Origin of the sequence: Pantoea sp. WMus005, assembly GCF_013415305.1 — a bacterium.
GTDB lineage: Bacteria > Pseudomonadota > Gammaproteobacteria > Enterobacterales > Enterobacteriaceae > Pantoea > Pantoea rara.
In genome coordinates this window covers 1,352,350-1,375,967 of record NZ_JACBXU010000001.1, presented here as the reverse complement: position 1 = coordinate 1,375,967, position 23,618 = coordinate 1,352,350, and the positions used below count along the sequence as shown (strand labels likewise).

The window sequence follows — 23,618 nt, the reverse complement described above, 5'->3', positions numbered from 1 at the left end:
AAAAAGTTTTAACTCCACGGAGGTGAGCAATGAGTGATGCCCTGACCTGGCTACAGGCATCGCGTGACAGCGATATTGCCAGCCTGCAACGGCTGCTTAAGACGGGCGAGCTGATGGCTGCCATCAGTGAACTGGTTCATCGGCTGCAGCGTGAACGTGGTGCAAACAACCTCTGGATCTGCTCGGGCGGCGCACTGTTCAGTGCTGAGCGTCTCGCCCGACAGCAGGAGGTCTGTGAGGGCCTGAAGCACTTTTATCAGGCGCTCCCGCCCGCCGTGGCACAGCCTGGCTATAGCCGCTTCTGTAACCTGATTGCTGCCACTCTGCAGTCGCTGGCGGGGCTGCCCGCACTGCGTCAGCAAATCAGCCAGCGTGAGTTGGATCAGGCTGCGGCGATGGCCGCCTTCAATCAGGTGATCCGTACCTTACTCAATCTGGTGTTTGAGGCGGCCGACACCGCCAGCTATCCCGGCATTTCCCGCGCGCTTATCGCCCTGTTCAGCTTTATGCAGGGCAAAGAACTGGCTGGTCAGGAGCGGGCTATCGGCTCCGCTGGCTTTGCGGCGGGGCAGTTCACATCTGACCAGCGCAGCCAGATGGTGGCCCTGATCGCGGCCCAGGAGCAGAGCTTTACCACCTTCCGGGAGTTTGCTGACAGCGCCGCCTGTGAATGCTGGCGGCCGCTGGCTCAGCCCGGTCGGGACATCGAACGTCTGCGGCGCATCGCCTGCACTGGCGGACGGTATGATGAGACCGGCGCGCTGCACTGGTTTTCCCTGCTCTCTGAGCGGCTGGACCAGATGAAAACGCTGGAGGATGCCCTCACGGCCACGCTGATGCAGCGCTGCCGTGAGGCGATAGATCAGGCGCAGCGGCATGCCGCACGCCCGGTCATCCAGGGCGACAGCAACTTCTCGCTCTACGTCTCCGGGGCTGACTGGCTGCCCGGCGCCGCTGCACTCAACAGTGACGGCCTGGCCCCGCAGCTCGGGCGTTCGGTACTGTCACTGATTGGTGAGCAGTCACAGCGTCTGCAACAGCAGGCGGATGAACTGGCGTCAATGCGGGCCTCACTCGACGAGCGGCGGGTGGTTGATCAGGCCAAGCACTGGCTGATGCAGCAGCAGGGGTTCAGCGAAGAAGCCGCCTGGCAGGCGCTGCGCAAAAGCGCGATGAATCAGAATAAGCGGGTACTGGAAATCGCGCAGGCGGTGCTGGCGGTGGCGAAAACGCTGAGCAGCTAACCCGGATGAGGTAGCTGCACAGACTTTGTGCGTGATCTGCGTCAAAAACGTGCAAATTTGTTTAAATTTTAACCATTACAATGTTGCCATCCAGCATTCGCGCGGTGTCGGCGATCTGGCACACCCTTTGCTTTAACCCTACAGAGAGTACGCATTGCTCCCGCCAATGGCGGTGGGGTCAGTGCTTTGGATAAAGGCGTCCATCCGCAGGCTTCGGCTTGTCGGAGGACGCCTTTTTTTATTTCTGTTCAGGGGCAACATGATGAGCAAAACGCCATTTTCACTGACACGACGTCAGGCGCTGATCTCCGGTGCTGCGCTGGGTGCGGCCTGGATCGTTCCGGGATTACGAAATGCAGTCTGGGCCGCAGGTTCTGATGCGCCAGAAATGGCGCAGGTACGGGTGGGCTTTATTCCGCTTACCGACTGTGCGCCCGTGGTCATGGCGTCGGTAAAAGGCTTCGATAAGAAGTACGGTCTGACGCTTGCGGTCAGCAAAGAGGCGAGCTGGGCAGCAGTGCGTGACAAGCTGACCTCCGGCGAACTGGATGCGGCGCATGTGCTCTACGGCATGATCTACGCGCTGCAGCTGGGCGTGGCGGGACCGCAGCACGACATGGCGAACCTGATGACGCTCAACCACAACGGCCAGGCGATCACCCTGTCGAACCAGCTGAAAGCCAGTGGCGTCACCGATGCGGCCAGCCTGAAAAAAACCGTTGATGGCAGCCCCAAAGGCAGCCTGACTTTCGCGCATACCTTTCCCACCAGTACGCACGCTATGTGGCTCTATTACTGGCTGGCCAATGCCGGCATTCATCCGTTTAACGATGTGCGCACCGTGGTCGTGCCGCCGCCGCAGATGGTGATGAACATGAAGATTGGCAACATGAGCGGCTTCTGCGTCGGTGAGCCCTGGAACCAGCGCGCCATCAGCGACAACATCGGCTTTACCGCCGCCACCAGCCAGCAGATCTGGCCAGAACATCCGGAAAAAGTGCTCGGTACCCGCGCGCAGTGGGTGAAAGACAATCCCAACACAGCCCGCGCGCTGACCGCCGCCGTGCTGGAGGCCGCGCGCTGGATAGACGCCTCAGACGTTAACCGCCGTGAAACCGCGCAGGTGTTAGCCGGGCGCGCCTGGATCAATACCAGAGTGGAGACGCTACAGGGGCGAATGCTCGGTCAGTATCAGAACGGGCTGGGGCAGTCATGGCAGGACGCGCATCCGATGCGCTTCTTCGACAACGGCAACGTCAGTTTTCCCTGGCTCTCAGATGGCATGTGGTTCCTGACGCAGATGAAACGCTGGGGGCTGCTCGCCAGCGATCCCGATTACCTCGCCGTGGCCCGCCAGATCAATCGCATTGATATCTATAAACAGGCCGCCAGCGCAGTCGGGCAGATTGCACTGCCCGCCAGCGAGATGCGCAGCAGTACCCTGATCGACGGCAAAGTCTGGGATGGCAGCAATCCTGCCGCCTACGCCGCCAGTTTCGCTATCAAACGCTAAGAGAGGTTGTTATGAGAACTGACGCGCGCGCGCTGGCTCAGCCAGAGCAAACCCCCGGCAGTGCCACCGTGATTCCGTTACAGGTCACCCCGAAAGCCGCCGTTCGTCCGGCACGGCTGCGTCCGTTCTTGCAGCGCTGCATTCCGGCTGCGGGTGGCCTGCTGTTGATGTTGCTGGTGTGGCAGATCGCCGCCTTGTCCGAACCCTCGTTTCCTTCGCCTTACGCGACCTGGCAGGCCGCACAGATTCTGTTCGCTGACCCGTTCTACAGCAATGGCCCCAACGATCAGGGCATCGGCTGGAATGTGATGGCCTCGCTGCAGCGCGTCGCCATCGGCTTTGGCCTCGCCGCGCTGGTGGGCATTCCGGCGGGTTTTCTGCTGGGGCGCTTCACCTTTATGACGCGGATGTTCAATCCGATTATTGCCCTGCTGCGCCCGGTCAGCCCACTGGCCTGGCTGCCGATTGGACTGTTGCTGTTTCAGCGCGCCGAGCCGGCCGCCAGCTGGACCATTTTTATCTGTTCCATCTGGCCGATGATCATCAACACCGCCGAAGGAGTGCAGCGCATTCCACAGGATTACCTCAACGTCGCGCGGGTGTTACAGCTCTCCGAATGGACGGTGATGCGCCGGATTCTGCTGCCCGCCGTGCTGCCTGCGGTGCTCACCGGGGTACGTCTCTCTATCGGCATCGCGTGGCTGGTGATTGTTGCCGCCGAAATGCTGACCGGCGGGCTGGGGATCGGCTTCTGGATCTGGAATGAGTGGAACAACCTCAATGTGGCAAACATTCTGATCGCCATTCTGATTATCGGTGTGGTCGGGCTGCTGCTGGAGCAGGGCCTGATGCTGCTGGTGCGTCGTTTCAGCTGGGAAAAATAAGGAGAACATCATGCAGCAACACATTATTCGCGTTCAGCAGGTGAGCCAGCGTTTCAACACTGCCAGCGGCGAGTTCCTGGCACTGGACAGCGTCAGCTTTGATATCCACGAAGGGGAAACCCTGAGCCTGATTGGCCATTCCGGCTGCGGCAAATCGACGCTGCTGAACCTGATTGCCGGATTAACCCGTCCCAGCAGCGGCGTGCTGCTGTGTGATAACCGTGAGATTACCGGACCGGGCCCGGAGCGCGCGGTGGTGTTTCAGAACCATTCACTGCTGCCGTGGCTGACGGCATTTCAGAACGTCGAACTGGCGGTTCAGCAGGTATTTAAAGGACGTTTCAGCAAAGCGGAAATGCGCGACTGGATCGAGCACAACCTTAATCGGGTGCAGATGAGCCACGCCATGCACAAGCGGCCTGGCGAAATCTCTGGTGGCATGAAGCAGCGCGTCGGCATTGCGCGTGCCCTGGCGATGAAGCCGCGTGTGCTGCTGCTGGATGAGCCGTTTGGCGCGCTGGATGCGTTAACCCGCGCCCACCTGCAGGACAGCGTAATGCGCATTCAGCAGGAGCTGAATACCACCATTGTCCTGATCACCCATGACGTGGATGAAGCGGTGCTGCTGTCCGACCGGGTGCTGATGATGACCAACGGCCCGGCAGCGCAGGTCGGCGAAATCCTCACGGTCGATCTGCCGCGTCCGCGCTCGCGGGTCGCGCTGGCAGATGAGCCGCGCTACCACCAGCTGCGCCAGAAAGTGCTGCATTTTCTCTATGAAAAACAGACCACGGCGGCATAAGGAGCAGACCATGAGGCAACGGTTGCTGGTGATAGGCAATGGCATGGCGGGGATGCAGATGGTAGAGAGCCTGCTGCAACGTGCACCGCTGCGTTACGCCATCACGGTCATTGGCTGCGAGCCCCACGGCAACTACAACCGCGTGCTGCTGTCGCCGGTGCTGGCGGGTGAAAAGTCCTTCAGTGACACCCTGATCCACGATCGCGACTGGTATCAGCGGCACGGCGTCACGCTGCTGACTGGCGAAACCGTACTGCAGGTCGATCTGGCTGCGCGGACGGTGCAGACCGATCGGCGCCAGCTCGGCTGGGATCGGCTGGTGTTTGCCACCGGTTCACAACCCCGTCTGCCCGCAATTCCTGGTATCGATGCGGAAAGCGTACTGGGCTTTCGCAGCATCGCTGATGTCCGGCGACTGCTGGCGGGCCAGGGCCCGGTGGTGATACTGGGCGGGGGGTTTCTCGGCATTGAAGCGGCAGCAGCACTCCGCGCCCGTGGCCGTGAAGTCACGCTGGTCCACCACAAACCCTGGCTGCTGGATCGCCAGCTGGATGCAAAAGCGGGCGAGCTATTGCTGACGGCATTGGCACAGCGCGGCATCCGCTGTGAACTGAACAGCGGACTCACGGCGATTGATGAGGAGGGCGTAGTGCTGATTTGCGGGCGTCACTGCACCGCTGCGCAGGTGGTAATCGCCATCGGGGTGCAGCCGGAGGTAGCGCTGGCGCAGGCCGCAGGGCTGCCATGTCAGCGCGGCATTCTGGTGGATGGTCAGCTGCGCAGCGTCATTCCCGATGTTTACGCGGTGGGTGAGTGCTGTGAAATCGCGGGCGAAACCTTTGGTCTGGTCGCGCCCTGCCTGGCGCAGGCTCAGATTCTGGCGGCGCAACTGGCTGGATCGCCACTGGCGGATTTTATCAGCCAGCCGCTGGCGACGCGCCTTAAGGTCAGCGGCATTTCGCTGTTCAGTGCCGGTGATGTCAGTGAGGCACCGTCCATCAGCAGTTTTGATCCCCTCTCCTGCGATTACCGCCGCCTTTTTCTCCGTCAGGGCCGCCTCTGTGGCGTGCTGCTCTCTGGTGACACCCGGCAGGGCGCTGCACTGCTGGAACGCCTGCAGCGCGCTGAACCTGTCACGCTTGATGCCCTGTTCGATCACGATCAACCTGAACCGCAGCCACAGGCTGCAGAGAGTCCTGAGATGAGTAAACCGGTATTAGCCGTGATTGGTCACGGCATGGTCAGTCACCACTTTCTTGAACAGCTGGTTGCCCGCGAAATGCATCAGCACTATCACATTGTGGTTTACGGTGAGGAGCGCCAGCAGGCTTACGATCGGGTGCATCTGTCGGACTATTTCAACGGCAAAACGGCTGACGATCTGTCGATGGTCGGCGCGGACTTCTTTGCGCTGCACGGTATCGAACTGCGCAGCGGCTGTCGTGTCGTGTCGATCGACCGCCAGCAGCGCAGCCTGCGTGACAACGCGGGCAATGAGCTGGCGTGGGATAAGCTGGTGCTGGCGACCGGCTCACGCGCTTTTGTCCCGCCAGTGCCGGGCCACGACGGCGAACGCTGCTTTGTCTATCGCACACTGGATGATCTCGATGCCGTTTCCGCCTGCGCCCGCCTTAGTCAGCGCGGCATCGTCATTGGCGGCGGTCTGCTGGGTCTGGAGGCGGCGAATGCGCTGCGGCAGCTTGGACTGGAGACGCATGTGGTGGAGTTCGCGCCGCGTCTGATGGCGGTGCAGCTCGATGAGGGCGGGGCGCTGATGCTGCGTCAGAAGATCGACGCGCTGGGCGTGACAGTTCACACCTCAAAACAGACCGAACGAATCGAACGTCAGCCCGATGGCAGCGTAATGCTGTGTTTTGCTGACGGCAGCCGTTTACCCGGCGATCTGGTGCTGTTCTCTGCCGGTATCCGGCCGCGCGATGAGCTGGCGCGTGAGGCGGGCCTGACGCTGGGACCGCGTGGCGGCATCGAAATTAACGATCGCTGTCAGACCAGCGATGACGACGTGTTTGCCATTGGGGAATGCGCACTGTGGAACGGCCAGATCTTTGGTCTGGTCGCACCGGGGTATCAGATGGCGCGGGTACTGGCCGGCCATCTGGCGGCTGAACCCGCCGCCTTCAGCGGCGCGGACATGAGCACCAAACTGAAACTGCTGGGCGTGGAGGTCGCCTCCTTTGGTGACGCGCATGGCCGCACGCCGGGCAGCCAGCACTATCACTGGACCGACGGGCCAAAAGGCATCTACAAGAAAATCGTGGTCTCTGCGGAGGGCACCCGGCTGCTGGGCGGCGTGCTGGTCGGCGACAGCAATGATTACGCCACGCTGCTGCAGATGATGCTCAACGACCTGCCGCTGCCTGCTGCGCCCGAAAGCCTGATCCTGCCTGCGCTGGCGGGTGCGCCGAAAGCACCGGGCGTCGCGGCATTGCCGGACAGCGCCCAGGTCTGTTCCTGCCACAACGTCAGCAAGGGTGATATCTGTGAGGCGGTGAAAGGCGGATGCAGTGAGATGAGCAGCATTAAGAGCTGCACCAAAGCGGCGACCGGCTGCGGCGGCTGCGCGGCGCTGGTGAAGCAGGTGATGGAGTTTCAGCTGGAAAATCTCGGCGTTGAGGTGAAAAAAGATGTCTGCGACCACTTCAGTTATTCGCGGCAGGAGCTGTATCACCTGGTCCGGGCTGGCGAGTTCAGGACTTTTGAGGCGCTGCTGGCAGCGCACGGACGGGGGCAGGGCTGCGAGATCTGCAAGCCGCTGGTGGCGTCACTGCTCGCCTCCTGCTGGAATGATTATTTGCTGAAACCGGCGCATCTGCCGCTGCAGGACACCAACGACCGCTACTTTGCCAACATCCAGAAAGATGGCACCTATTCGGTCGTGCCGCGCGTCCCGGCGGGTGAAATCACGCCGCAGGGGCTGATCGCCATTGGCGAGGTGGCCGCGCGTTACGATCTCTACACCAAAATCACCGGCGGTCAGCGTATCGATCTGTTTGGCGCGCGGCTCGATCAACTACCCGATATCTGGCAGACGCTGCTCGCTGCCGGTTTCGAAACCGGTCATGCCTACGGCAAGTCACTGCGCACGGTGAAATCCTGTGTGGGATCAACCTGGTGTCGCTACGGCGTGCAGGATTCCACCGCTTTCGCCATCGCGCTGGAGAATCGCTACAAGGGGCTGCGCGCGCCGCATAAGATCAAGATGGCCGTTTCGGGCTGTACCCGCGAATGTGCGGAGGCGCAGAGCAAAGATATCGGTGTGATCGCCACCGAAAAGGGCTGGAACCTCTACGTCTGCGGCAATGGCGGCATGAAGCCGCGCCACGCCGACCTGTTCGCCAGCGATCTCGATGACGCTACGCTGCTGCGTTATGTCGATCGCCTGCTGATGTTCTATATCCGCACCGCCGATCGCCTGCAGCGTACCAGCGTCTGGATGGACAACCTGGAAGGCGGTCTGGATTACCTGCGGCAGGTGGTGATTGAGGATAGCCTCGGGCTGGGTGCGACGCTGGAGCAGGAGATGCAGCGGGTGGTGGAGGCATACCAGTGTGAGTGGCAGACCACCCTGGCGGACCCGTCGCGGCTTGCGCTGTTTACGCCGACGGTCAACAGCGACCAGCCTGATGAATCGCTGCACTACAGCCGGGTACGCGGTCAGCGCCAGCCTGAGTCTGTGGCCGCGCGTCCGCTGCTGCAGCTGCCCGCCGAGCCGTGGAGTGCGATCTGCGCCCTGGACGCGATTCCGCCGGAGGCCGGGATCGGGGCGCGACTCGGCAGTGAGCGTGTTGCGCTGTTTCGCTTTGGTGATGCGCTCTTTGCGCTGGAAGATCGCGAACCCGGCAGCGACGCCAGCGTGCTGTCGCGCGGGATTCTGGGCGATGTCGGCGGCGAGCCAGTGGTGATCTCTCCGCTCTACAAGCAGCGGATACGGCTGCGTGACGGGCAGAGCCTGGATAACCCGCAGCATCAGCTGCGCTGCTGGCCGGTGAAGCTGGAAGCGGGGCAGATCTGGCTGGCAAACCGTCCGCTTAACCAGCTGGCGCAGGCATCATGAACAGCACCTGTCCCTATTGCGGCGTCGGCTGTGGCGTCTGCGTCACGCCGCAGGGACCTCATCAGGCAATCGTCGTCGGCGATCCGCAGCATCCTGCCAATGCGGGCCGGTTGTGCGTTAAGGGTGCGGCGCTGGGTGAGACGCTGACCCCGCAGGGGCGTCTGCTGACCGCCGAAGTTAACGGCCAGCAGGTCAGCCTTGACGACGCGCTGGATGCGGCGGCGGCGGGATTGCGTGCGGTGATCGATCAATATGGTCCGCAGGCCGTGGCATTTTATGGCTCCGGGCAGCTGCTGACTGAGGATTACTACGTCGCCAATAAGCTGATGAAGGGTTACATCGGCGCTGCCAATATCGATACCAATTCGCGGCTCTGCATGGCGTCGGCGGTGGTTGGCTACAAGCGGGCGCTGGGGGCCGATGCGGTGCCCTGCTGTTATGAGGATCTGGAGCAGGCCGATCTGGTGTTGCTGGTGGGCTCTAACGCCGCCTGGGCGCATCCGGTGGTCTGGCAGCGACTGATGCAGGCGAAGCTGCAACGGCCAGCGATGCGCATTGTGGTGATTGATCCGCGCCGCACGGCGAGCTGCGATCAGGCCGATCTGCATCTGCCGCTGCGTCCCGGCAGCGATGCGGCGTTGTTTTCCGGCCTGCTGCACTGGCTGGCGCAGCAGGATAGCCTTGATAGCAGCATGTTGCCGCATCTGAATGGCGTGGATGAAACGCTGGCTGCGGCTGCGCAGTGGGATGTGGCGCGCGTAGCAGAGTCCTGTGATTTGACTGAGCAGCAGGTGACGCACTTTTTTCAGCTGTTCAGCCAGCACGATCGGGTGCTGACGCTGTGGTGCATGGGGATCAATCAGTCCGCCACAGGCAGCGACAATAACCAGGCGATGCTTAATCTGCATCTGCTGACCGGTAAAATTGGCCGCGCGGGCTGCGGGCCTTTTTCGCTGACCGGACAGCCGAATGCCATGGGCGGTCGCGAGGTGGGTGGTCTGGCGAATCAGCTGGCGGCGCACATGGGTTTTACGGAAGCGGATTGCGATCGGGTGCAGCGTTTCTGGCGCAGCCCGTCGATGGCCCGCCAGCCGGGGCTGACCGCGCTCGATCTCTTCAGAGCCATTGCCGAGGGCGAGGTGAAAGCCGTGTGGATTATGGGCACCAATCCGGCGGTGTCGATGCCGGAGGGCAACCGCGTGGCGCAGGCGCTGGCGGCCTGTCCGCTGGTCATTGTGTCGGATGTGATAGCGCAGACCGATACCAGTGCCTTTGCCAATATTCTGCTGCCTGCTCAGGGATGGGGCGAGAAGAATGGCACCGTAACGAATTCAGAGCGGCGTATTTCGCGCCAGCGCGCCTTTGCTGCCGCGCCCGGTGATGCCCGGCCTGACTGGTGGCTACTGGCGCAGGTGGCGCAGCGATTAGGGTTCAGCGAGGGGTTCAACTGGCAACATCCGTCGGAGGTTTTCCGCGAGCATGCGGCGCTGTCGGGCTTTGAAAATCGGGGAGAGCGGGCGTTTGATATCAGTGGGCTGGCGCAGCTGAACCAGGCCGAATGGGATGCACTGCGTCCGGTTCAGTGGCCAGTGAACAGTCATTTTCCGCAGGGCTGTGCCCGGTTGTTTGGCGATCGCCGCTTCTTTCATCCGGACGGTAAAGCCCGCCTGCTTGTCCCGGCCACGCCTCTCTTAGCGCGGCGAGATTCTGCTTATCCGCTGCTGATGAATAGCGGTCGGGTGCGGGATCAGTGGCATACCATGACGCGCACCGGGCTGGTGCCGCGTCTGATGCAGCATTGCGATGAGCCCTTTGTGGCGCTGCATCCTGCTGACGCCGCGCAGTATGGCGTGACGGCGGGCAGTCTGGCGCGGGTGCAGTCGGTAATGGGCTGGATCAGCGTCCGGGTGCGTATAGATTCGGGGATACGGCGCGGCGAGCTGTTTGTGCCGATGCACTGGAACCGGCAGTTCAGTCAGCAGAGTCATGTCGGCATGCTGGTCGCCGCCCGGGCCTGTCCGTTTTCGGGGCAGCCTGCGCTGAAGCAGACGCCGGTAAGGATTCTGCCGCTGGCAGTGAGCTGGCAGGGCTGGCTCTGGCAGCGTGGGATTACCCAGCCCGCGGGATTGCGTTACTGGTCGCGCGCGCCCTTTCCGGCGGTGCAGCGGTATGCGCTGGCAGGCGTGGGATCGCCACAAGCGTGGTTGACCGGGCAGGTTGATTTGTCAGGCTGTGACGTGCAGGTCGCCACCAGTAGCGGCGCTGATTACCGGTTGCTGGCCTGGCGTGACGGTGCGTTGCAGGTGGCGTTTTATGCCGGTAGCACGTTGCCGTCGCTGGATAGTGCGTTTGTCGCGGCGGCGTTTACGGATGCGCCGCAGGAGGCTGCCGGGCGGCATAGTGTGCTGGCGGGTCAGGCGGCGCAGCACAGCGCGGCGGGCCGGATTATCTGTAGCTGTATGTCGGTGGGTGAGCAGACGATTTTGCAGGCGATGGCGCAGGGGTGTCGGAGCACTCAGGCGTTGGGTGAGAAGCTGAAATGCGGCACGCAGTGCGGCTCCTGTATTCCGGAGCTGAAGCAGTTGTTGCTGTCCGATGTGGTTGTGGAGGAATGATGACGCGAGCAATTGATTCTCTGGATAAGTTACTGGCTCCGGTCGATCCGGCAAAGCCGCAGGGTGCAGTATGGCTGGTGGGTGCAGGCCCTGGTGATGTTGAGTTGCTGACGGTGAAGGCATTGCGATTACTGCAACGGGCTGAGGTGGTGGTGTATGACCGGCTGGTAAGTGAAGCGGTGATGGCGGAGGTGCCGGAGAGTGCGTTATGCATTGATGTGGGTAAGCAGCCTGGACAGCATGGGCTGAAGCAGGCGCAGATTAATAAGTTGCTGGTGGATCTGGCACGCAGCGGGCGCAATGTGATCCGCCTGAAGGGAGGCGATCCGTTTATTTTTGGTCGCGGTGGCGAGGAGATGGTGAGCCTGCAGGCGGCCGGGATTCGCTGTGAGGTGGTGCCGGGGATTACGGCGGCGGTAGGCTGTGCGGCCGCCAGCGGGATTCCGTTGACGCATCGGGATTGTGCACAGTCGTTGCGGTTGATTACCGGGCATGGCCGGAGGGGTGAGCCGCAGCTGGATGCGGCTGCGCTGTCGGCGGTGAATCAGACGCTGGTGTTTTATATGGGGTTGAGCTGGAGTGCGTCCATTAGTGCGCAGTTGCAGGCGCAGGGGCGCGATCCGGAGACGCCGGTGGCGATTATTGAGAAGGGCACCCGACCGGATCAGCGGGTGTTGATTACCACACTGGGCGGGCTGGCGGAGACGGTCGCGCGGGATCAGCCGGTGTCGCCGTCGCTGCTGGTGGTGGGTGAGGTGGTGCGGTTTTATCGGGCGGATTTGCAGGTGCGGAGTGGGAAACCGGTGAGCCGGTGCGCCGTGCAGGAAAGGTCTGCCTGAGCGCAAAGGAACCTCGCATCCTGCGAATTGGGCTCGCCATCCCTGGCTCGCACACGTTGCTCTTCAGGCAGGCCATTCCTGCACGGTTGGTAATGGTGCGGCTTTTGCAGGAGCAGGCCCGGCAGTTTACTTTAATCCTGTGGCTGTCTGATGACGGCGTGTAGCTGAAGCGATGGTGTTGCGATGGGCATTACATCGCCCGCTTCAGCGGCAGCGGGGCCACCAGCACTTTCACGCCTAAGGCTTCAAAGGCGTTGACCTGCGCAGGGCTGATGCCGCTGTCGGTGATCAGGTAGTGGATGTTGCTCCAGTCACAGGGCAGCGCGAACATGGAAACCTTGTCGATTTTGCTGGAGTCCGCCACCACGTAAACCGTGCTGGCGGATTTGATCATCGCCAGTTTTACTTTGATGTCAGTTTCGCTGGGGAAACTCAGACCCAGACGCGGCGAGATGCAGGCGGTCGCCAGGAAGAGTTTTTCGGCCAGCACATTTTCGAAAAAGCCGGCCGCTTTCTCGCCAGAGGTAGAAAGTGTCGGAAATTTAAAGGTGCCGCCGGTCAGCAGGATGTTGATCCCCGGTTCGCCGCCCAGTTTCAGGGCGATATTGACGGCCGTGGTCACCACTGACAGACGTCGGATATGGCTGATGGCATCGGTAATCGCGGTGGTCGTGGTGCCGGAATCGAAAATCACCGTGTCGCCATTTTCGATATGCTGCGCCGCCAGCCGGCCAATTGCCTCTTTCTCTTCCAGATGGGTCTGCCGCTCCAGCAGCATTGCGCCGGTATTCTGCTTCCCCGTCATCAGCGTCGCACCACCGTGGTAGCGCTGTACAAAACCCTGTTTTTGCAGCATGCGCAGGTCGCTGCGTAATGTGGCTTCGGTCAGTCCAAAAGTCTCTGTCAGCGCTTTGACTGTGACCGTGCCATCCTCACGGATCATCTCCAGAATTTTTTCGCGGCGTTGCTGCATGTCAGCGAACTGCTCACTTTTGCTTTTCAATCGAAATGCTCCCTTTTCCAATAACCTGAGAGGTCGGCCAAACAAGGTCTTTGTGGCTGAGTTTAACGCGCCATTTTTATGAATGCGAGATGGGCTGTTATGCCTTTGGTTTTCGAACGAAAATAAATAATCCGCAGGTTATTGAATCTATCAGGCTTTCCCTGTAACAGCAGAGCGGCTTTATTTAGGGTCTGGAAGCCAGATCACGTCTTTTCAATCAGATAAGCCGCTTAAGGCGGCAGATGGTCGAAATTTGATCTGCCCCACACATCGTTTCTTTTCGATAGCTTATATTTTTGTTCGAAAATGAGTGAATCATTCGTAGCAGCAAAAATTCAGGGGGAGAGTGGGATGAGTGGTGAATATGACGTAAACCTGCGCTACGGCGTGGATACGGCAATGAGTCTGGCCGATAAAGTGGCCGTGGTGACCGGTGGACTGGGCGGCATCGCCATGGCAACCAATGGCATGTTGCTGGAGAAGGGCGCGCGTCTGGCACTGCTCTATCCGCCGTTTGAAGCGGACAAGGTCGCCAGCCTTCAGGCAGACTTCGCGGCCGATCGGGTGCAGTTTGTCTGCTGTGACGTCACCGATCCCGCGTCGGTGGAAGAGGCGTTTGACGCAGTGGTTTCCCACTATGGCCGCATCGATATCCTGGTGAACTGCGCGGGCTACGTGATGCTGCAACCCGTGATTGAAACCGATTTTGCCGAGTGGCAGAAGCAGATTGCGGTGAATCTCACCGGACCTTTCCTTTGCTCGCAGGCGGCTGCAAAGCTGATGATTTGTGCCGGAGCGGGCGGCAAGATTATTAATATCGCCTCACAGGCGGCGTCCATCGCTATCGACAACCATGTCGCCTATACCTCTGCCAAAGCGGGTCTGCTGGGCATGACCAAAGTCATGGCCAAAGAGTTTGCCCCGCATCGCATCAACGTAAATACCCTGTCGCCCACCGTGGTGCTGACGCCGATGGGCGAGAAAGCCTGGCGTGGCGAGAAGGGTGAGCAGATGAAAAAACTGATACCGCTGGGCCGCTTTGCCTATACCGATGAGATCGCCGCCGCCGTGCTGTTCTTCGCCAGCAACGGCAGCGACATGATCACCGGCGCAGATTTAATGATCGATGGTGGCTTCACCATCTGGTAAGGCCAGCCCAACACCCGGGACTTCATACCCTGCCATAACGATAAGAGAGAACATCATGAAAAACCGTACCCTGCTGTGTACTGCCGTGGCTGCCTGTCTGGTTTCGCAGGCGGCATTTGCCGCCGAGAAGGGCACCATTATGATTCTGGTTAACTCGCTCGATAATCCCTACTACGCCTCCGAAGCCAAAGGCGCCAATCTCAAAGCACAGGAACTGGGTTACAAAACCACGGTACTGTCGCACGGCGAAGATGTGAAGAAGCAGAGCGAACTGATTGATGCCGCAATCGGTAAGAAAGTGCAGGGTATCGTGCTGGATAACGCCGACTCGACCGCCAGCGTGGCGGCGATAAAAAAAGCCAAAGATGCCGGGATCCCGGTGGTGCTGATCAACCGCGAAATCCCGGTGGATGACGTGGCGCTGGCGCAGATTACCCACAATAACTTCCAGGCGGGTTCAGACGTCGCCAACGTCTTTGTCGAGAAGATGGGCGAAAAGGGCAAATACGCCGAGCTCGCCTGTAATCTGGCCGACAACAACTGCGTGACCCGCTCTAAATCGTTCCATCAGGTGCTGGATCAATATCCCGATATGCAGAGCGTGGCGCGTCAGGATGCCAAAGGCACTCTGATCGACGGTAAGCGCATTATGGACAGCATCCTGCAGGCGCATCCTGATGTGAAAGGGGTGATCTGCGGTAACGGCCCGGTCGCGCTGGGCGCGATTGCAGCGCTGAAGGCGGCGGGTCGCAACGATGTGATTGTGGTGGGCATTGATGGCAGCAACGACGAACGCGATGCGGTGAAAGCGGGCACGCTGAAAGCTACGGTGATGCTGCAGGCGCAGGCCATTGCCGCCGAAGGGGTAACCGATCTCGATAACTTCATCCAGAAAGGCGTCAAACCGGCAAAACAGCGCGTGATGTTCCGCGGCATTCTGATTACCCCGGAAAACGCCAAAGGCGTACAGGACTTTAACTACAAGTCGTAATTAACCGCTTTCGCGCCTGCGCAAGCGGGCGCCAGGGAGAAGAAGATGTCCCGAAGAGTCTGGCTGATGCTGGTGGTCATGCTGTCAGGTGGCTGCAAAATCGTGTCGCAGCAGGAGCTGGCTGCCCTTAAAAACCCCCCTAATCCGAAGATGGCGAACCTCGACCAGGTGTGGCAGCAGAAGCTGGTGCCGCAGGTCCAGGCAGAAGCTAAACCGCTGGCGACATTAATGAAGTCGCTGCAGTCTGCCAAAGACTTTGACAGCGCCTGTCAGACGTACGGTTATCGCAGTCAGGCTGAGAATCCCTGTGTCTTCAGCGTCTCTGTTCGCGGCGAGGTGACCGCCGTGAATACCACATCACGCAGCGGAAAGATGACCGTAAAGGATGAATCAAGTGACAGTGTCACAATCCAGGTCGGGCCAATTATTCGCGGCACCGCGCTGCGGGATGCTTACAAAGGGGCGAGCTATCAGGACTTCAATGATCAGGTGATGTTTGGTGATTACGGCAAAGCGATTAACCAGCACGCCGCCACGCTGATGAAGCAGTTCGCGCCGAAGGTGGGTGACAAAGTGAGGGTCAGCGGCGTGTTCAGCAGCTGGGATATTCCGCAACAGCTGCCGGATATCACCGCGGCCGCCATTACCCGGCAATAAGGAGCGGCAGATGCAAAATCCTCAACCGCAAGCGTCCGGCGACATCATTATTGAAACGCGCAACGTTTCGCGTCTCTATCCCGGTGTGACCGCGCTCGATCAGGTCAGTTATCGGGTTTACCGCAACAAGGTTAATGTCCTGATCGGGGAGAACGGTGCCGGTAAATCCACCATGATGAAGATGCTGGCGGGGGTGGAAACACCGTCGTCGGGCGAGATTCTGCTGGATGGCAAGGTGGTGTCGCTGAACTCCACGCATCAGGCGGAGAAGCAGGGGATCAGTATCATTTTTCAGGAGCTGAATCTCTTTCCCAATATGAACGTGATGGACAACATTTTTATCGCTAACGAGTTTTTCCAGCGCGGTGTGATCAACGAAAAGTATCAGTATGCGCTGGCGAAGTCGCTGCTGGATCGTCTGCAGCTGGATGTCGATCCCTATGCCCCGCTGGGCGAGCTGGGGATTGGTCATCAGCAACTGGTGGAGATCGCCCGTGCGCTGTCGAAAGATACACGGGTGTTGATCATGGATGAGCCGACCAGCGCCCTGAGCCAGTCGGAAGTCAAAGTGCTGTTCAGTGTCATTGATCAGCTGAAGCGGCGAGGCGTCACCATCATCTACATCTCTCACCGGCTGGAAGAGCTGATGGAGATTGGTGATCACATCACCATTTTTCGCGATGGCCGTTTTATCAGTGAACGCGAAGTGCGCGACGCCAGCGTGCCGTGGATTATCGCCCAGATGGTGGGCGATAAGAAAAAACAGTTCGACTATCAGCCTGCGTCACAAGGGGAAACGGTGCTGGAGGTTGAGGGCCTGACCGCGCTGCATCAGAACGGGGGTTACAAGCTCAATGAGGTCAGTTTTACCCTGCGTAAAGGCGAAGTGATCGGCATTTATGGGCTGCTGGGTGCCGGACGCACCGAGCTGTTTAAGGGACTGATTGGCCTGATGCCCTGTCAATCTGGCCGCGTACGGCTGGCCGGTAAGGATCTGGCGAAACGCAGCTTCCAGCAGCGGCTGAAAAGTGGCATCGCGCTGGTGCCTGAAGATCGCAAAGGTGAAGGGGTGATTGAACTGATGTCAGTGACGGCCAATATGACGCTCTCTGACTTCAGTCTGCGCGGTTTTCGTCGTGCGCTGGGGCTGCTGAATCCGGGCCGGGAACGGCAGCGGGTGAATGAGATGATTGGCCATCTGGCAATCAAAGTCAGCGATCCCGATCTGCCGGTGACGGCGCTGAGCGGCGGTAATCAGCAGAAGGTGGTGCTGGGTAAAGCGCTGATGACCGGACCACAGGTCGTGTTGCTGGATGAGCCAACACGCGGTATCGACGTGGGGGCTAAAACCGACGTCTATCACCTGATTGGTAATCTGGCGCAGCAGGGGCTGGCAGTGATGTTCTCCTCCTCCGAACTGGATGAGGTCATGGCGCTGGCGGACCGCATTTTAGTGATGGCCGATGGCCGGATTACGGCCGATCTGCCGCGTGCAGCGGCGACGCGAGAACACCTGATCGCGGCATCAACCCCACAGGATTAAGCGTCTGGCCCCCTGGGCTACTTTATTTGTCAGTCTGAACCCTGGGCAGTGCTCGCCATCCTCACGTACTGCATGTACGCCGGGTTGTTCCGCGCTGTCCATGTCCGGATTGCCTGCAACAATTACGCCTGCTGGTCCAGGCGCTAAGCTGGCCGGAGAATGTCATGAACCAAAAATATCTGCTCTATATGTATCTGCTCAAGGCGCGCACCTTTATTGCGTTGCTGATTGTGGTTGGCTTTTTCAGCGTGATGGTGCCGAACTTTCTGACGCCCTCTAACCTGCTGATCATGACGCAGCACGTGGCGATTACCGGGCTGCTGGCGATTGGTATGACGCTGGTGATCCTCACCGGCGGAATCGATCTTTCGGTAGGCGCGGTCGCCGGAATTTGCGGCATGGTCGCGGGCGCGCTGCTGACCAATGGCATCCCGTTGTGGGGCGGCAATACGCTATTTCTCAACGTCCCCGAAGTGATTCTGGTGGTGGCCATTTTTGGCGTACTGGTGGGGCTGATTAATGGCACGGTGATCACCCGACTCGGCGTGGCCCCCTTTATCTGCACCCTGGGGATGATGTATGTGGCGCGCGGTGCGGCGCTGCTGTTCAACGACGGCGGCACCTACGCTAACCTGGTGGGTGTGCCCGCGCTCGGCAACACCGGTTTTGCCCTGCTTGGCTCGGGCACCGTGCTGGGCGTTTATCTGCCTATCTGGCTGATGCTCTGCTTTTTACTGCTCGGCCTCTACCTGACGCGCAAAACCCCGCTGGGACGTTATATCTATGCCATTGGCGGCAATGAGTCCGCCGCGCGTCTGGCGGGCGTGCCGATTATCAAAGTGAAAATCTTCGTCTACGCCTTTTCTGGCCTTTGCGCCGGTCTGGTCGGGCTGGTGGTCGCCTCGCAGTTACAGACTGCACATCCGATGACCGGCAACATGTTTGAGATGGACGCCATTGGTGCCACGGTGCTGGGCGGCACGGCGCTGGCAGGCGGACGTGGACGCGTTTCTGGCTCGATTATTGGCGCTTTCGTTATCGTCTTCCTGGCGGATGGCATGGTGATGATGGGGGTCAGCGATTTCTGGCAGATGGTCATTAAAGGGCTGGTGATTGTCACTGCGGTGGTGATCGACCAGTTCCAGCAACGTCTGCAAAGCAAAGTGGTGCTGCTGCGTCGCCATGAAAAAAAGCAGCAGGCAGCACCTCTCACTGATGTTCGTCACAGTTAACAGGAGCAATTATGAGCCGCGAACAACGTGGAAAAACAGTGGTGATTACCGGTGCCTGTCGGGGCATTGGTGCCGGGATTGCGGCGCGCTTCGCACGCGACGGCGCCAGACTGGTGATGGTGTCGAATGCTGACCGGGTCTTCACGACGGCCGACCAGCTGCAGCAGCAGTACGGCAGTGAGATCCTGGCGCTGCAGGTCGATGTCACGGATGAAGCCGCAGTGCAGCAGCTCTATCAGCAGGCTTTTGAGCGCTTTGGTCAGATTGACGTCTCGATACAGAATGCGGGTGTGATCACCATCGACCGTTTTGACACGATGTCGAAGAGCGACTTTGAGCGGATTCTGGCGGTTAATACGACCGGCGTCTGGCTCTGCTGCCGTGAAGCGGCAAAATATATGGTGAAGCAGCACAGCGGCAGCCTGATCAACACGTCATCGGGGCAGGGACGGCAGGGCTTTATCTACACGCCGCACTATGCCGCCAGCAAAATGGGCGTGATTGGCATTACGCAGAGTCTGGCGCTGGAGCTGGCACCGTGGAACATCACGGTCAACGCTTTCTGTCCCGGCATCATCGAAAGTGAGATGTGGGATTACAACGATCGCGTCTGGGGTGAGATCCTCAGTAACGAGGAGAAAACCTACGGCAAAGGTGAGCTGATGGCAGAGTGGGTGCAAAACATTCCACTGAAGCGTGCGGGTCGGCCGGAGGATGTCGCCGGACTTGTGGCGTTTCTGGCCTCAGACGATGCGCGCTACATCACCGGGCAGACCATCAATGTGGATGGCGGGTTGATCTTCTCCTGACAGAAGCCTTTTTGCGTCGGGCCTGCTGTTATAGCAGGCCTTTTTCTGGCCCGGATTTTTCTGGGATATGCACAATTTGCCGCTGCTGTCCTGCATCGCCGTCACAATATGTTAAGGTAAGTGCTGATGATTTGTCTTTAATCGCAGCAACGAACTAATCAACATACCGGGTGACATGATACGGAAAACAGGGGTTCTCTCTTTAATTGCGCTGTCGCTGACTGCCACGCAGAGCGCCCGCGCCTTCCAGACCGAAACGGCGGTGTCTGAGACGCCATTCGACGATCCGGCGCGCTACAGTGAATCGCTGCCGACGCTCGGCGGTGTCAGCGATCAGGATGAAGAGTGGAGCAAAAAGCTGGCAGCCGTAGCCAAAAGTATTGGTGAGGCCAGTAACAACAGCGACAGTAATGTGACGTTTGGCCAGCAGGCGGGCGTCTGGGCCTTCAATCATCTGCGTGATGAAGTGGCCGGTCGGGTTGAGAGTGAAGGGCAGTCACTGCTGTCGCCTTATGGCAACGCGCAGCTGGACCTGAAAGTCGATATGAACGGGAACTTCGCGGGCACGGGTGGCGATCTCTTCAGCGCCCTGGCCGATGAAAACAGCCTGCTCACCTTCAGTCAGCTTGGCCTGCACGATACCGATGATGGTCTGGTTGGCAATGCGGGACTGGGACAACGCTGGGACGCGGGTAACTGGCTGCTGGGCTATAACGGTTTTATCGACCGCACATTCAGCAGCGGCCTGCAGCGCGCCTCTGTAGGTACGGAGGCGTGGAGCGATTCGTTGCGTTTTTCTGCCAACTATTATCAGCCGCTTTCCGACTGGAAAAATCTGAATGACTCCCAGCAGCAGCGCATGGCGCGCGGCTATGACATCACCAGCCAGAGCTATCTGCCTTTTTATCGTCAGCTTGGCGTCTCGGTGAGCTATCAGCAATATCTGGGTGAGAATGTCGATCTGTTTAACAGTGGCAACCGTTATCACAACCCCTCCGCGATGTCGTTTGGCCTCTCCTACACGCCAGTGCCGCTGGTCACCTTATCCGCCACGCACAAAACCAGTAGCGCCGGTGAAAGCCAGGATCAGCTGGGGCTGAAACTCAATTATCGCTTCGGCGTGGCGCTGAGCCGTCAGCTTGATGCCGGTAATGTTGCTGAGGCGCGCTCCCTGCGCGGCAGCCGTTATGATACCGTGACCCGCAGTGATACGCCGGTGCTCTCATTCCGTCAGCGCAAAACGCTCTCCGTATTTCTGGCGACCCCGCCCTGGCAGCTGAGCAGTGGCGAGAGTCTGCCGCTGAAGCTGCAGGTGCGCGCCAGCAATGACATCAAAGCGGTGAGCTGGCAGGGCGATACGCAGGCGCTGAGCCTGACGCCCCCGGCCAATAATGCCGATCCGCAGGGCTGGAGTGTGATTTTACCGCAGTGGGATCCGGCACCGGAAGCCAGCAACGAATATCGCCTCTCTGTGACTCTGGAGGACAGCAGGCAGCAGCGTGTGACCTCTAACTGGATCACCCTGAAAGTAGAGCCGCCGATGGCGATGGACGCGACCCCGCAGAACGATCGCTATGATCTGATGGCACCTGCTGGCACGGCGCTCTAGCGGGCAAATCTGTCGTGATAATGGGCAAACGTGGGGGAGTGTTACAGCGGTAATATTGTGTTGCAATCATCAACCGTAACTATCACAGCGATGCATAATGGCCGACGCATCAAAGCCGATAACTATAGCAATTCCTACTCCTTCTGGTTTTGCTGATGCGCATGAATTTACTGAAATATCTCCTCCCTTCTTTTCTTATTCAGTGTGGCCTGCATTCTGCCGCGTCGTTCCGTTCGCTGGCACGCACTATGGCCGTTATTGAATTCACGCCTGCCGGCATAATTAAGGAAGCCAGCCCGCTATTTCTGTCGACCATCGGATACCGGTCAGACGAAATCGTGGGTCAGCATCACAGCATGTTCTGTCCAGCCGCGCTGGTGAATTCGCCAGAATATCAACGCTTCTGGCAGCGTCTGGCGGCAGGCGAAAGTTTCAGTGATAAATTTCTTCGGCTGGCGAAAGGTATGCGGCCGGTCTGGCTGGAGGCAAGCTATATTCCGGTCACTGACCGACGCGGCAGAGTCTACAAAATTATTAAAATCGCCGCTGATATTACGGAGCGGATGCACGCATCCCTGGAACAGGCGTCGATCATTAATGCGATCAGCCGCTCTATGGCGATGATCGCCTTTAGCCCTGACGGGCAGGTGCTGGAGGCAAATGAAAACTTTCTTCAGGCTACAGGCTATCAGGCTGCTGAGGTTATAGGGCAGCATCACCGGCTTTTCTGTTCAGAAGCGCTCTCTCAGAGCGAGGAGTACCGTCAGTTCTGGGCAAGGCTGAATCAGGGCGAATTCTTCTCGGGTCAGTTTCCGCGCCTTAACCGGCGTGGCGAGCCTCTCTGGCTCAGGGCAACTTACAATCCTGTTTTTAACAGTGACGGTCAGCTTACCAAAATCGTTAAATTTGCCACTGATGTGACGGAACAGGTGCTGCGTAATCAACAGGAATATGATGCGGCGTTAAAGGCCTGGAACATGGCCGTTCAGACGCGGGGAAGCGCACAGGCAGGCGCGGATGTTATCGACAACAGTATTCAGATGATCAACCGGATTGCTGAAGAGATGAACGGCGTTTCGACGGTTGTCACACGCCTTAACAGCCAGTCTGACAGCATTGACGGCATGGTTGAAACCATCAGGCGTTTTGCCATGCAGACACGGCTTATTGCACTGAATGCTGCCATTGAGGCCGCACGGGCAGGCACGTCAGGCCGGAGTTTTGCGGTCGTGGCGGCAGAAGTCCGTAGCCTGGCCGCCAGCGTCAGTAGTGCGACTGAGGAGATCGAACAGGTGGTCGCAGGAAATAATCAGCTGGCCAGAGAGGTGCTCCGCGGCATTGAAAGCTCGCTGGCGAATACGGGCCAGGGGGTGATGCTGATGCGTGAAGCCGGAGAAGTAATTGCCAGCATTCAGAAAGATTCAGAGCGGGTAGAAACCGCCGTCAGAGAGGTTGCCCGGGCGGCACATGGCGAATAAGAATAGCCGTTAAACTGTTCAGATAAACAGGGCCGCTGGATGCGTAGCCCTGACAGATAAGAATGAGAGGCCAGAAAGGCCGCTCATTGAGCATAGGGTAACCCGCCCGGAATGCGCGGCAGCGGGCAGGGCGACCCGAAGCCTTAGTGCTGCACGCGATGAAACCGTCAGTTAATCATGTTCGTCACAATGCGAACGGCCCTGGCGTAGACCTCTCTCTGACCGTTGACCGACCGCGCCTGCTGATGCTGAAGAAACGTGATTATTTCCTGTATGCCTGCCGTCTTGCCTGACTTCAGCAGACTGGATACAGCATGGCCTACCACGGCATGGACGTCATCCATATCCGCCGGTTTATCGGTACTCAAAAGAAACTCCAGCGGTGACAGTCTGGCTGAACAGCGCATGAAGGAACTCGCTGACTATTCAGCCTGTCCACACGTTTATCTACAACCCGTTTCATGGCAGGGCCCTAAGCAGTTTTTCACGCAGCGTGGCTACCTGAGCCGTCAGTTCGCCCAGCTCATTACAGTCGGTATCCATCACCGAGACCATATCAGCCGGGACGCCCGCCGCCGCGATTTTAAGCGCGTGACCCTGTTCCGTCAGAGAGATGAACACCCGGCGCTCATCATTTCCGGTGTCACGCTGACGGCAGATAATGCCTGCGCTCTCCAGTCGCTTCAGAAGCTGGCTGAGCGTGCCGGAATCGAGCCGGACACGTGCACCAATATCAGAGACGGTCAGGTAATCTTTTTCCCACAGCACCAGCAGCACCAGATACTGCGGATAGGTCAGTCCCAGCGGTTTCAGCCGTGATTGATAGAGCTTTGTCATGGCAAGTGAGGCGGAATAGAGCGCAAAACAGAGAAACTGGTCGATGGTTTCAGGCGCTGCACTGGCGGGAGGCGTATCAGAGATCCCCGCAGTTTCATCATTCATATTGTTAACTCATTCTGAGTCCGGGGGGACAGCCAGACTACAGGTGGTTTGCCAGCCGTGAAGTCTCGCTAAGTGTCTCGGGGAGATGGCCATTGCGGCAGCATCTCTTTTCTGGTGTCAGACACCAGACCTTTAAGCGCTATCGCGGCCGCGTGAAAAGCCCTGATCTGCGCCTCCGATTGCAAGGTGACACAGTATTGAGTCAAACTAAATTGAAGTCAATATAACCGGCC

At 59.2% G+C, this 23,618-nt stretch carries 18 protein-coding genes; 15 read left to right on the top strand and 3 right to left on the bottom strand.

Annotated features, from left to right (window positions below; genetic code table 11):
• Positions 1-29 precede the first annotated feature (29 nt).
• The 7 genes from HZZ01_RS06190 (at position 30) to cobA (ending at position 11,972) form a co-directional block, all read left to right on the top strand.
• Entirely contained in the window at positions 30-1,244 is a 1,215-nt protein-coding gene (locus HZZ01_RS06190; protein ID WP_179895938.1) for a nitrate regulatory protein, read from the top strand.
• Positions 1,245-1,506: 262 nt separating this feature from the next.
• Positions 1,507-2,757, top strand: coding sequence for a CmpA/NrtA family ABC transporter substrate-binding protein (locus HZZ01_RS06185; RefSeq protein WP_179897079.1), 1,251 nt, complete (start codon positions 1,507-1,509; stop codon positions 2,755-2,757).
• 11 nt (positions 2,758-2,768) lie between these two features.
• A complete protein-coding gene (ntrB, locus tag HZZ01_RS06180) occupies positions 2,769-3,641 on the top strand; it encodes a nitrate ABC transporter permease (RefSeq protein ID WP_179895937.1) in 873 nt (290 codons plus the stop codon).
• A gap of 10 nt (positions 3,642-3,651) precedes the next feature.
• Complete coding sequence (locus tag HZZ01_RS06175) at positions 3,652-4,443, top strand: ABC transporter ATP-binding protein (RefSeq protein ID WP_179895936.1); 792 nt, start codon at positions 3,652-3,654, stop codon at positions 4,441-4,443.
• 10 nt (positions 4,444-4,453) lie between these two features.
• Positions 4,454-8,518: a nitrite reductase large subunit NirB gene (nirB, locus tag HZZ01_RS06170; protein ID WP_179895935.1), complete on the top strand. Its 4,065-nt coding sequence runs from the start codon at positions 4,454-4,456 to the stop codon at positions 8,516-8,518.
• Complete coding sequence (locus tag HZZ01_RS06165; protein ID WP_179895934.1) at positions 8,515-11,133, top strand: nitrate reductase; 2,619 nt, start codon at positions 8,515-8,517, stop codon at positions 11,131-11,133. Before nirB ends, HZZ01_RS06165 begins: the two co-directional genes overlap by 4 nt.
• Entirely contained in the window at positions 11,133-11,972 is an 840-nt protein-coding gene (cobA, locus tag HZZ01_RS06160) for a uroporphyrinogen-III C-methyltransferase (protein WP_179897077.1), read from the top strand. The genes HZZ01_RS06165 and cobA overlap by 1 nt, the downstream gene beginning before the upstream one ends.
• A 190-nt stretch (positions 11,973-12,162) precedes the next feature.
• On the opposite strand, the gene HZZ01_RS06155 is transcribed toward cobA, so the two are convergent.
• Positions 12,163-12,975, bottom strand: coding sequence for a DeoR/GlpR family DNA-binding transcription regulator (locus HZZ01_RS06155; protein WP_179895933.1), 813 nt, complete (start codon positions 12,973-12,975; stop codon positions 12,163-12,165).
• 351 nt (positions 12,976-13,326) lie between these two features.
• Here HZZ01_RS06155 and HZZ01_RS06150 point away from each other — a divergent pair, with 351 nt between their 5' ends.
• The 8 genes from HZZ01_RS06150 to HZZ01_RS06115 all read left to right on the top strand — a co-directional run bounded on the left by HZZ01_RS06150 (position 13,327) and on the right by HZZ01_RS06115 (position 22,443).
• Positions 13,327-14,124, top strand: coding sequence for a GolD/DthD family dehydrogenase (locus HZZ01_RS06150; RefSeq protein WP_179895932.1), 798 nt, complete (start codon positions 13,327-13,329; stop codon positions 14,122-14,124).
• Between the two features lie 55 nt (positions 14,125-14,179).
• Positions 14,180-15,115 (top strand): D-ribose ABC transporter substrate-binding protein, encoded by a 936-nt coding sequence (locus tag HZZ01_RS06145; RefSeq protein ID WP_179895931.1) that lies wholly within the window; start codon positions 14,180-14,182, stop codon positions 15,113-15,115.
• 45 nt (positions 15,116-15,160) lie between these two features.
• Positions 15,161-15,772 (top strand): DUF2291 family protein, encoded by a 612-nt coding sequence (locus HZZ01_RS06140; protein ID WP_179895930.1) that lies wholly within the window; start codon positions 15,161-15,163, stop codon positions 15,770-15,772.
• A 10-nt stretch (positions 15,773-15,782) separates the two neighbouring features.
• Complete coding sequence (locus HZZ01_RS06135) at positions 15,783-17,315, top strand: sugar ABC transporter ATP-binding protein (RefSeq protein WP_179895929.1); 1,533 nt, start codon at positions 15,783-15,785, stop codon at positions 17,313-17,315.
• Between the two features lie 164 nt (positions 17,316-17,479).
• Positions 17,480-18,547 carry an ABC transporter permease gene (locus HZZ01_RS06130; RefSeq protein WP_179895928.1) on the top strand — a complete coding sequence of 356 codons (1,068 nt, stop codon included), beginning with the start codon at positions 17,480-17,482 and terminating at the stop codon, positions 18,545-18,547.
• A gap of 11 nt (positions 18,548-18,558) precedes the next feature.
• Complete coding sequence (locus HZZ01_RS06125) at positions 18,559-19,356, top strand: glucose 1-dehydrogenase (protein WP_179895927.1); 798 nt, start codon at positions 18,559-18,561, stop codon at positions 19,354-19,356.
• A gap of 175 nt (positions 19,357-19,531) precedes the next feature.
• Entirely contained in the window at positions 19,532-20,965 is a 1,434-nt protein-coding gene (locus tag HZZ01_RS06120) for a YchO/YchP family invasin (RefSeq protein ID WP_179895926.1), read from the top strand.
• Between the two features lie 161 nt (positions 20,966-21,126).
• The gene (locus HZZ01_RS06115; RefSeq protein ID WP_370463440.1) at positions 21,127-22,443 is read left to right on the top strand and encodes a methyl-accepting chemotaxis protein; all 1,317 of its coding nucleotides are present in this window, start codon (positions 21,127-21,129) and stop codon (positions 22,441-22,443) included.
• Between the two features lie 167 nt (positions 22,444-22,610).
• Here HZZ01_RS06115 and HZZ01_RS06110 read toward each other — a convergent pair whose 3' ends face one another.
• Together HZZ01_RS06110 and HZZ01_RS06105 are read right to left on the bottom strand one after the other, a co-directional pair.
• Positions 22,611-22,811: a hypothetical protein gene (locus HZZ01_RS06110; RefSeq protein ID WP_255434124.1), complete on the bottom strand. Its 201-nt coding sequence runs from the start codon at positions 22,809-22,811 to the stop codon at positions 22,611-22,613.
• A 91-nt stretch (positions 22,812-22,902) separates the two neighbouring features.
• A complete protein-coding gene (locus HZZ01_RS06105; protein ID WP_179895923.1) occupies positions 22,903-23,385 on the bottom strand; it encodes a MarR family winged helix-turn-helix transcriptional regulator in 483 nt (160 codons plus the stop codon).
• Positions 23,386-23,618: the final 233 nt, after the last annotated feature.

Bases quoted from the DNA above. Each gene is read 5' to 3' on its own strand.
- HZZ01_RS06190 (WP_179895938.1), top strand. From the start codon at position 30: ATGAGTGATGCCCTGACCTGGCTACAGGCATCGCGTGACAGCGATATT.
- HZZ01_RS06185 (WP_179897079.1), top strand. From the start codon at position 1,507: ATGAGCAAAACGCCATTTTCACTGACACGACGTCAGGCGCTGATCTCC.
- ntrB (WP_179895937.1), top strand. From the start codon at position 2,769: ATGAGAACTGACGCGCGCGCGCTGGCTCAGCCAGAGCAAACCCCCGGC.
- HZZ01_RS06175 (WP_179895936.1), top strand. From the start codon at position 3,652: ATGCAGCAACACATTATTCGCGTTCAGCAGGTGAGCCAGCGTTTCAAC.
- nirB (WP_179895935.1), top strand. From the start codon at position 4,454: ATGAGGCAACGGTTGCTGGTGATAGGCAATGGCATGGCGGGGATGCAG.
- HZZ01_RS06165 (WP_179895934.1), top strand. From the start codon at position 8,515: ATGAACAGCACCTGTCCCTATTGCGGCGTCGGCTGTGGCGTCTGCGTC.
- cobA (WP_179897077.1), top strand. From the start codon at position 11,133: ATGACGCGAGCAATTGATTCTCTGGATAAGTTACTGGCTCCGGTCGAT.
- HZZ01_RS06150 (WP_179895932.1), top strand. From the start codon at position 13,327: ATGAGTGGTGAATATGACGTAAACCTGCGCTACGGCGTGGATACGGCA.
- HZZ01_RS06145 (WP_179895931.1), top strand. From the start codon at position 14,180: ATGAAAAACCGTACCCTGCTGTGTACTGCCGTGGCTGCCTGTCTGGTT.
- HZZ01_RS06140 (WP_179895930.1), top strand. From the start codon at position 15,161: ATGTCCCGAAGAGTCTGGCTGATGCTGGTGGTCATGCTGTCAGGTGGC.
- HZZ01_RS06135 (WP_179895929.1), top strand. From the start codon at position 15,783: ATGCAAAATCCTCAACCGCAAGCGTCCGGCGACATCATTATTGAAACG.
- HZZ01_RS06130 (WP_179895928.1), top strand. From the start codon at position 17,480: ATGAACCAAAAATATCTGCTCTATATGTATCTGCTCAAGGCGCGCACC.
- HZZ01_RS06125 (WP_179895927.1), top strand. From the start codon at position 18,559: ATGAGCCGCGAACAACGTGGAAAAACAGTGGTGATTACCGGTGCCTGT.
- HZZ01_RS06120 (WP_179895926.1), top strand. From the start codon at position 19,532: ATGATACGGAAAACAGGGGTTCTCTCTTTAATTGCGCTGTCGCTGACT.
- HZZ01_RS06115 (WP_370463440.1), top strand. From the start codon at position 21,127: ATGAATTTACTGAAATATCTCCTCCCTTCTTTTCTTATTCAGTGTGGC.
- HZZ01_RS06105 (WP_179895923.1), bottom strand. From the start codon at position 23,385: ATGAATGATGAAACTGCGGGGATCTCTGATACGCCTCCCGCCAGTGCA.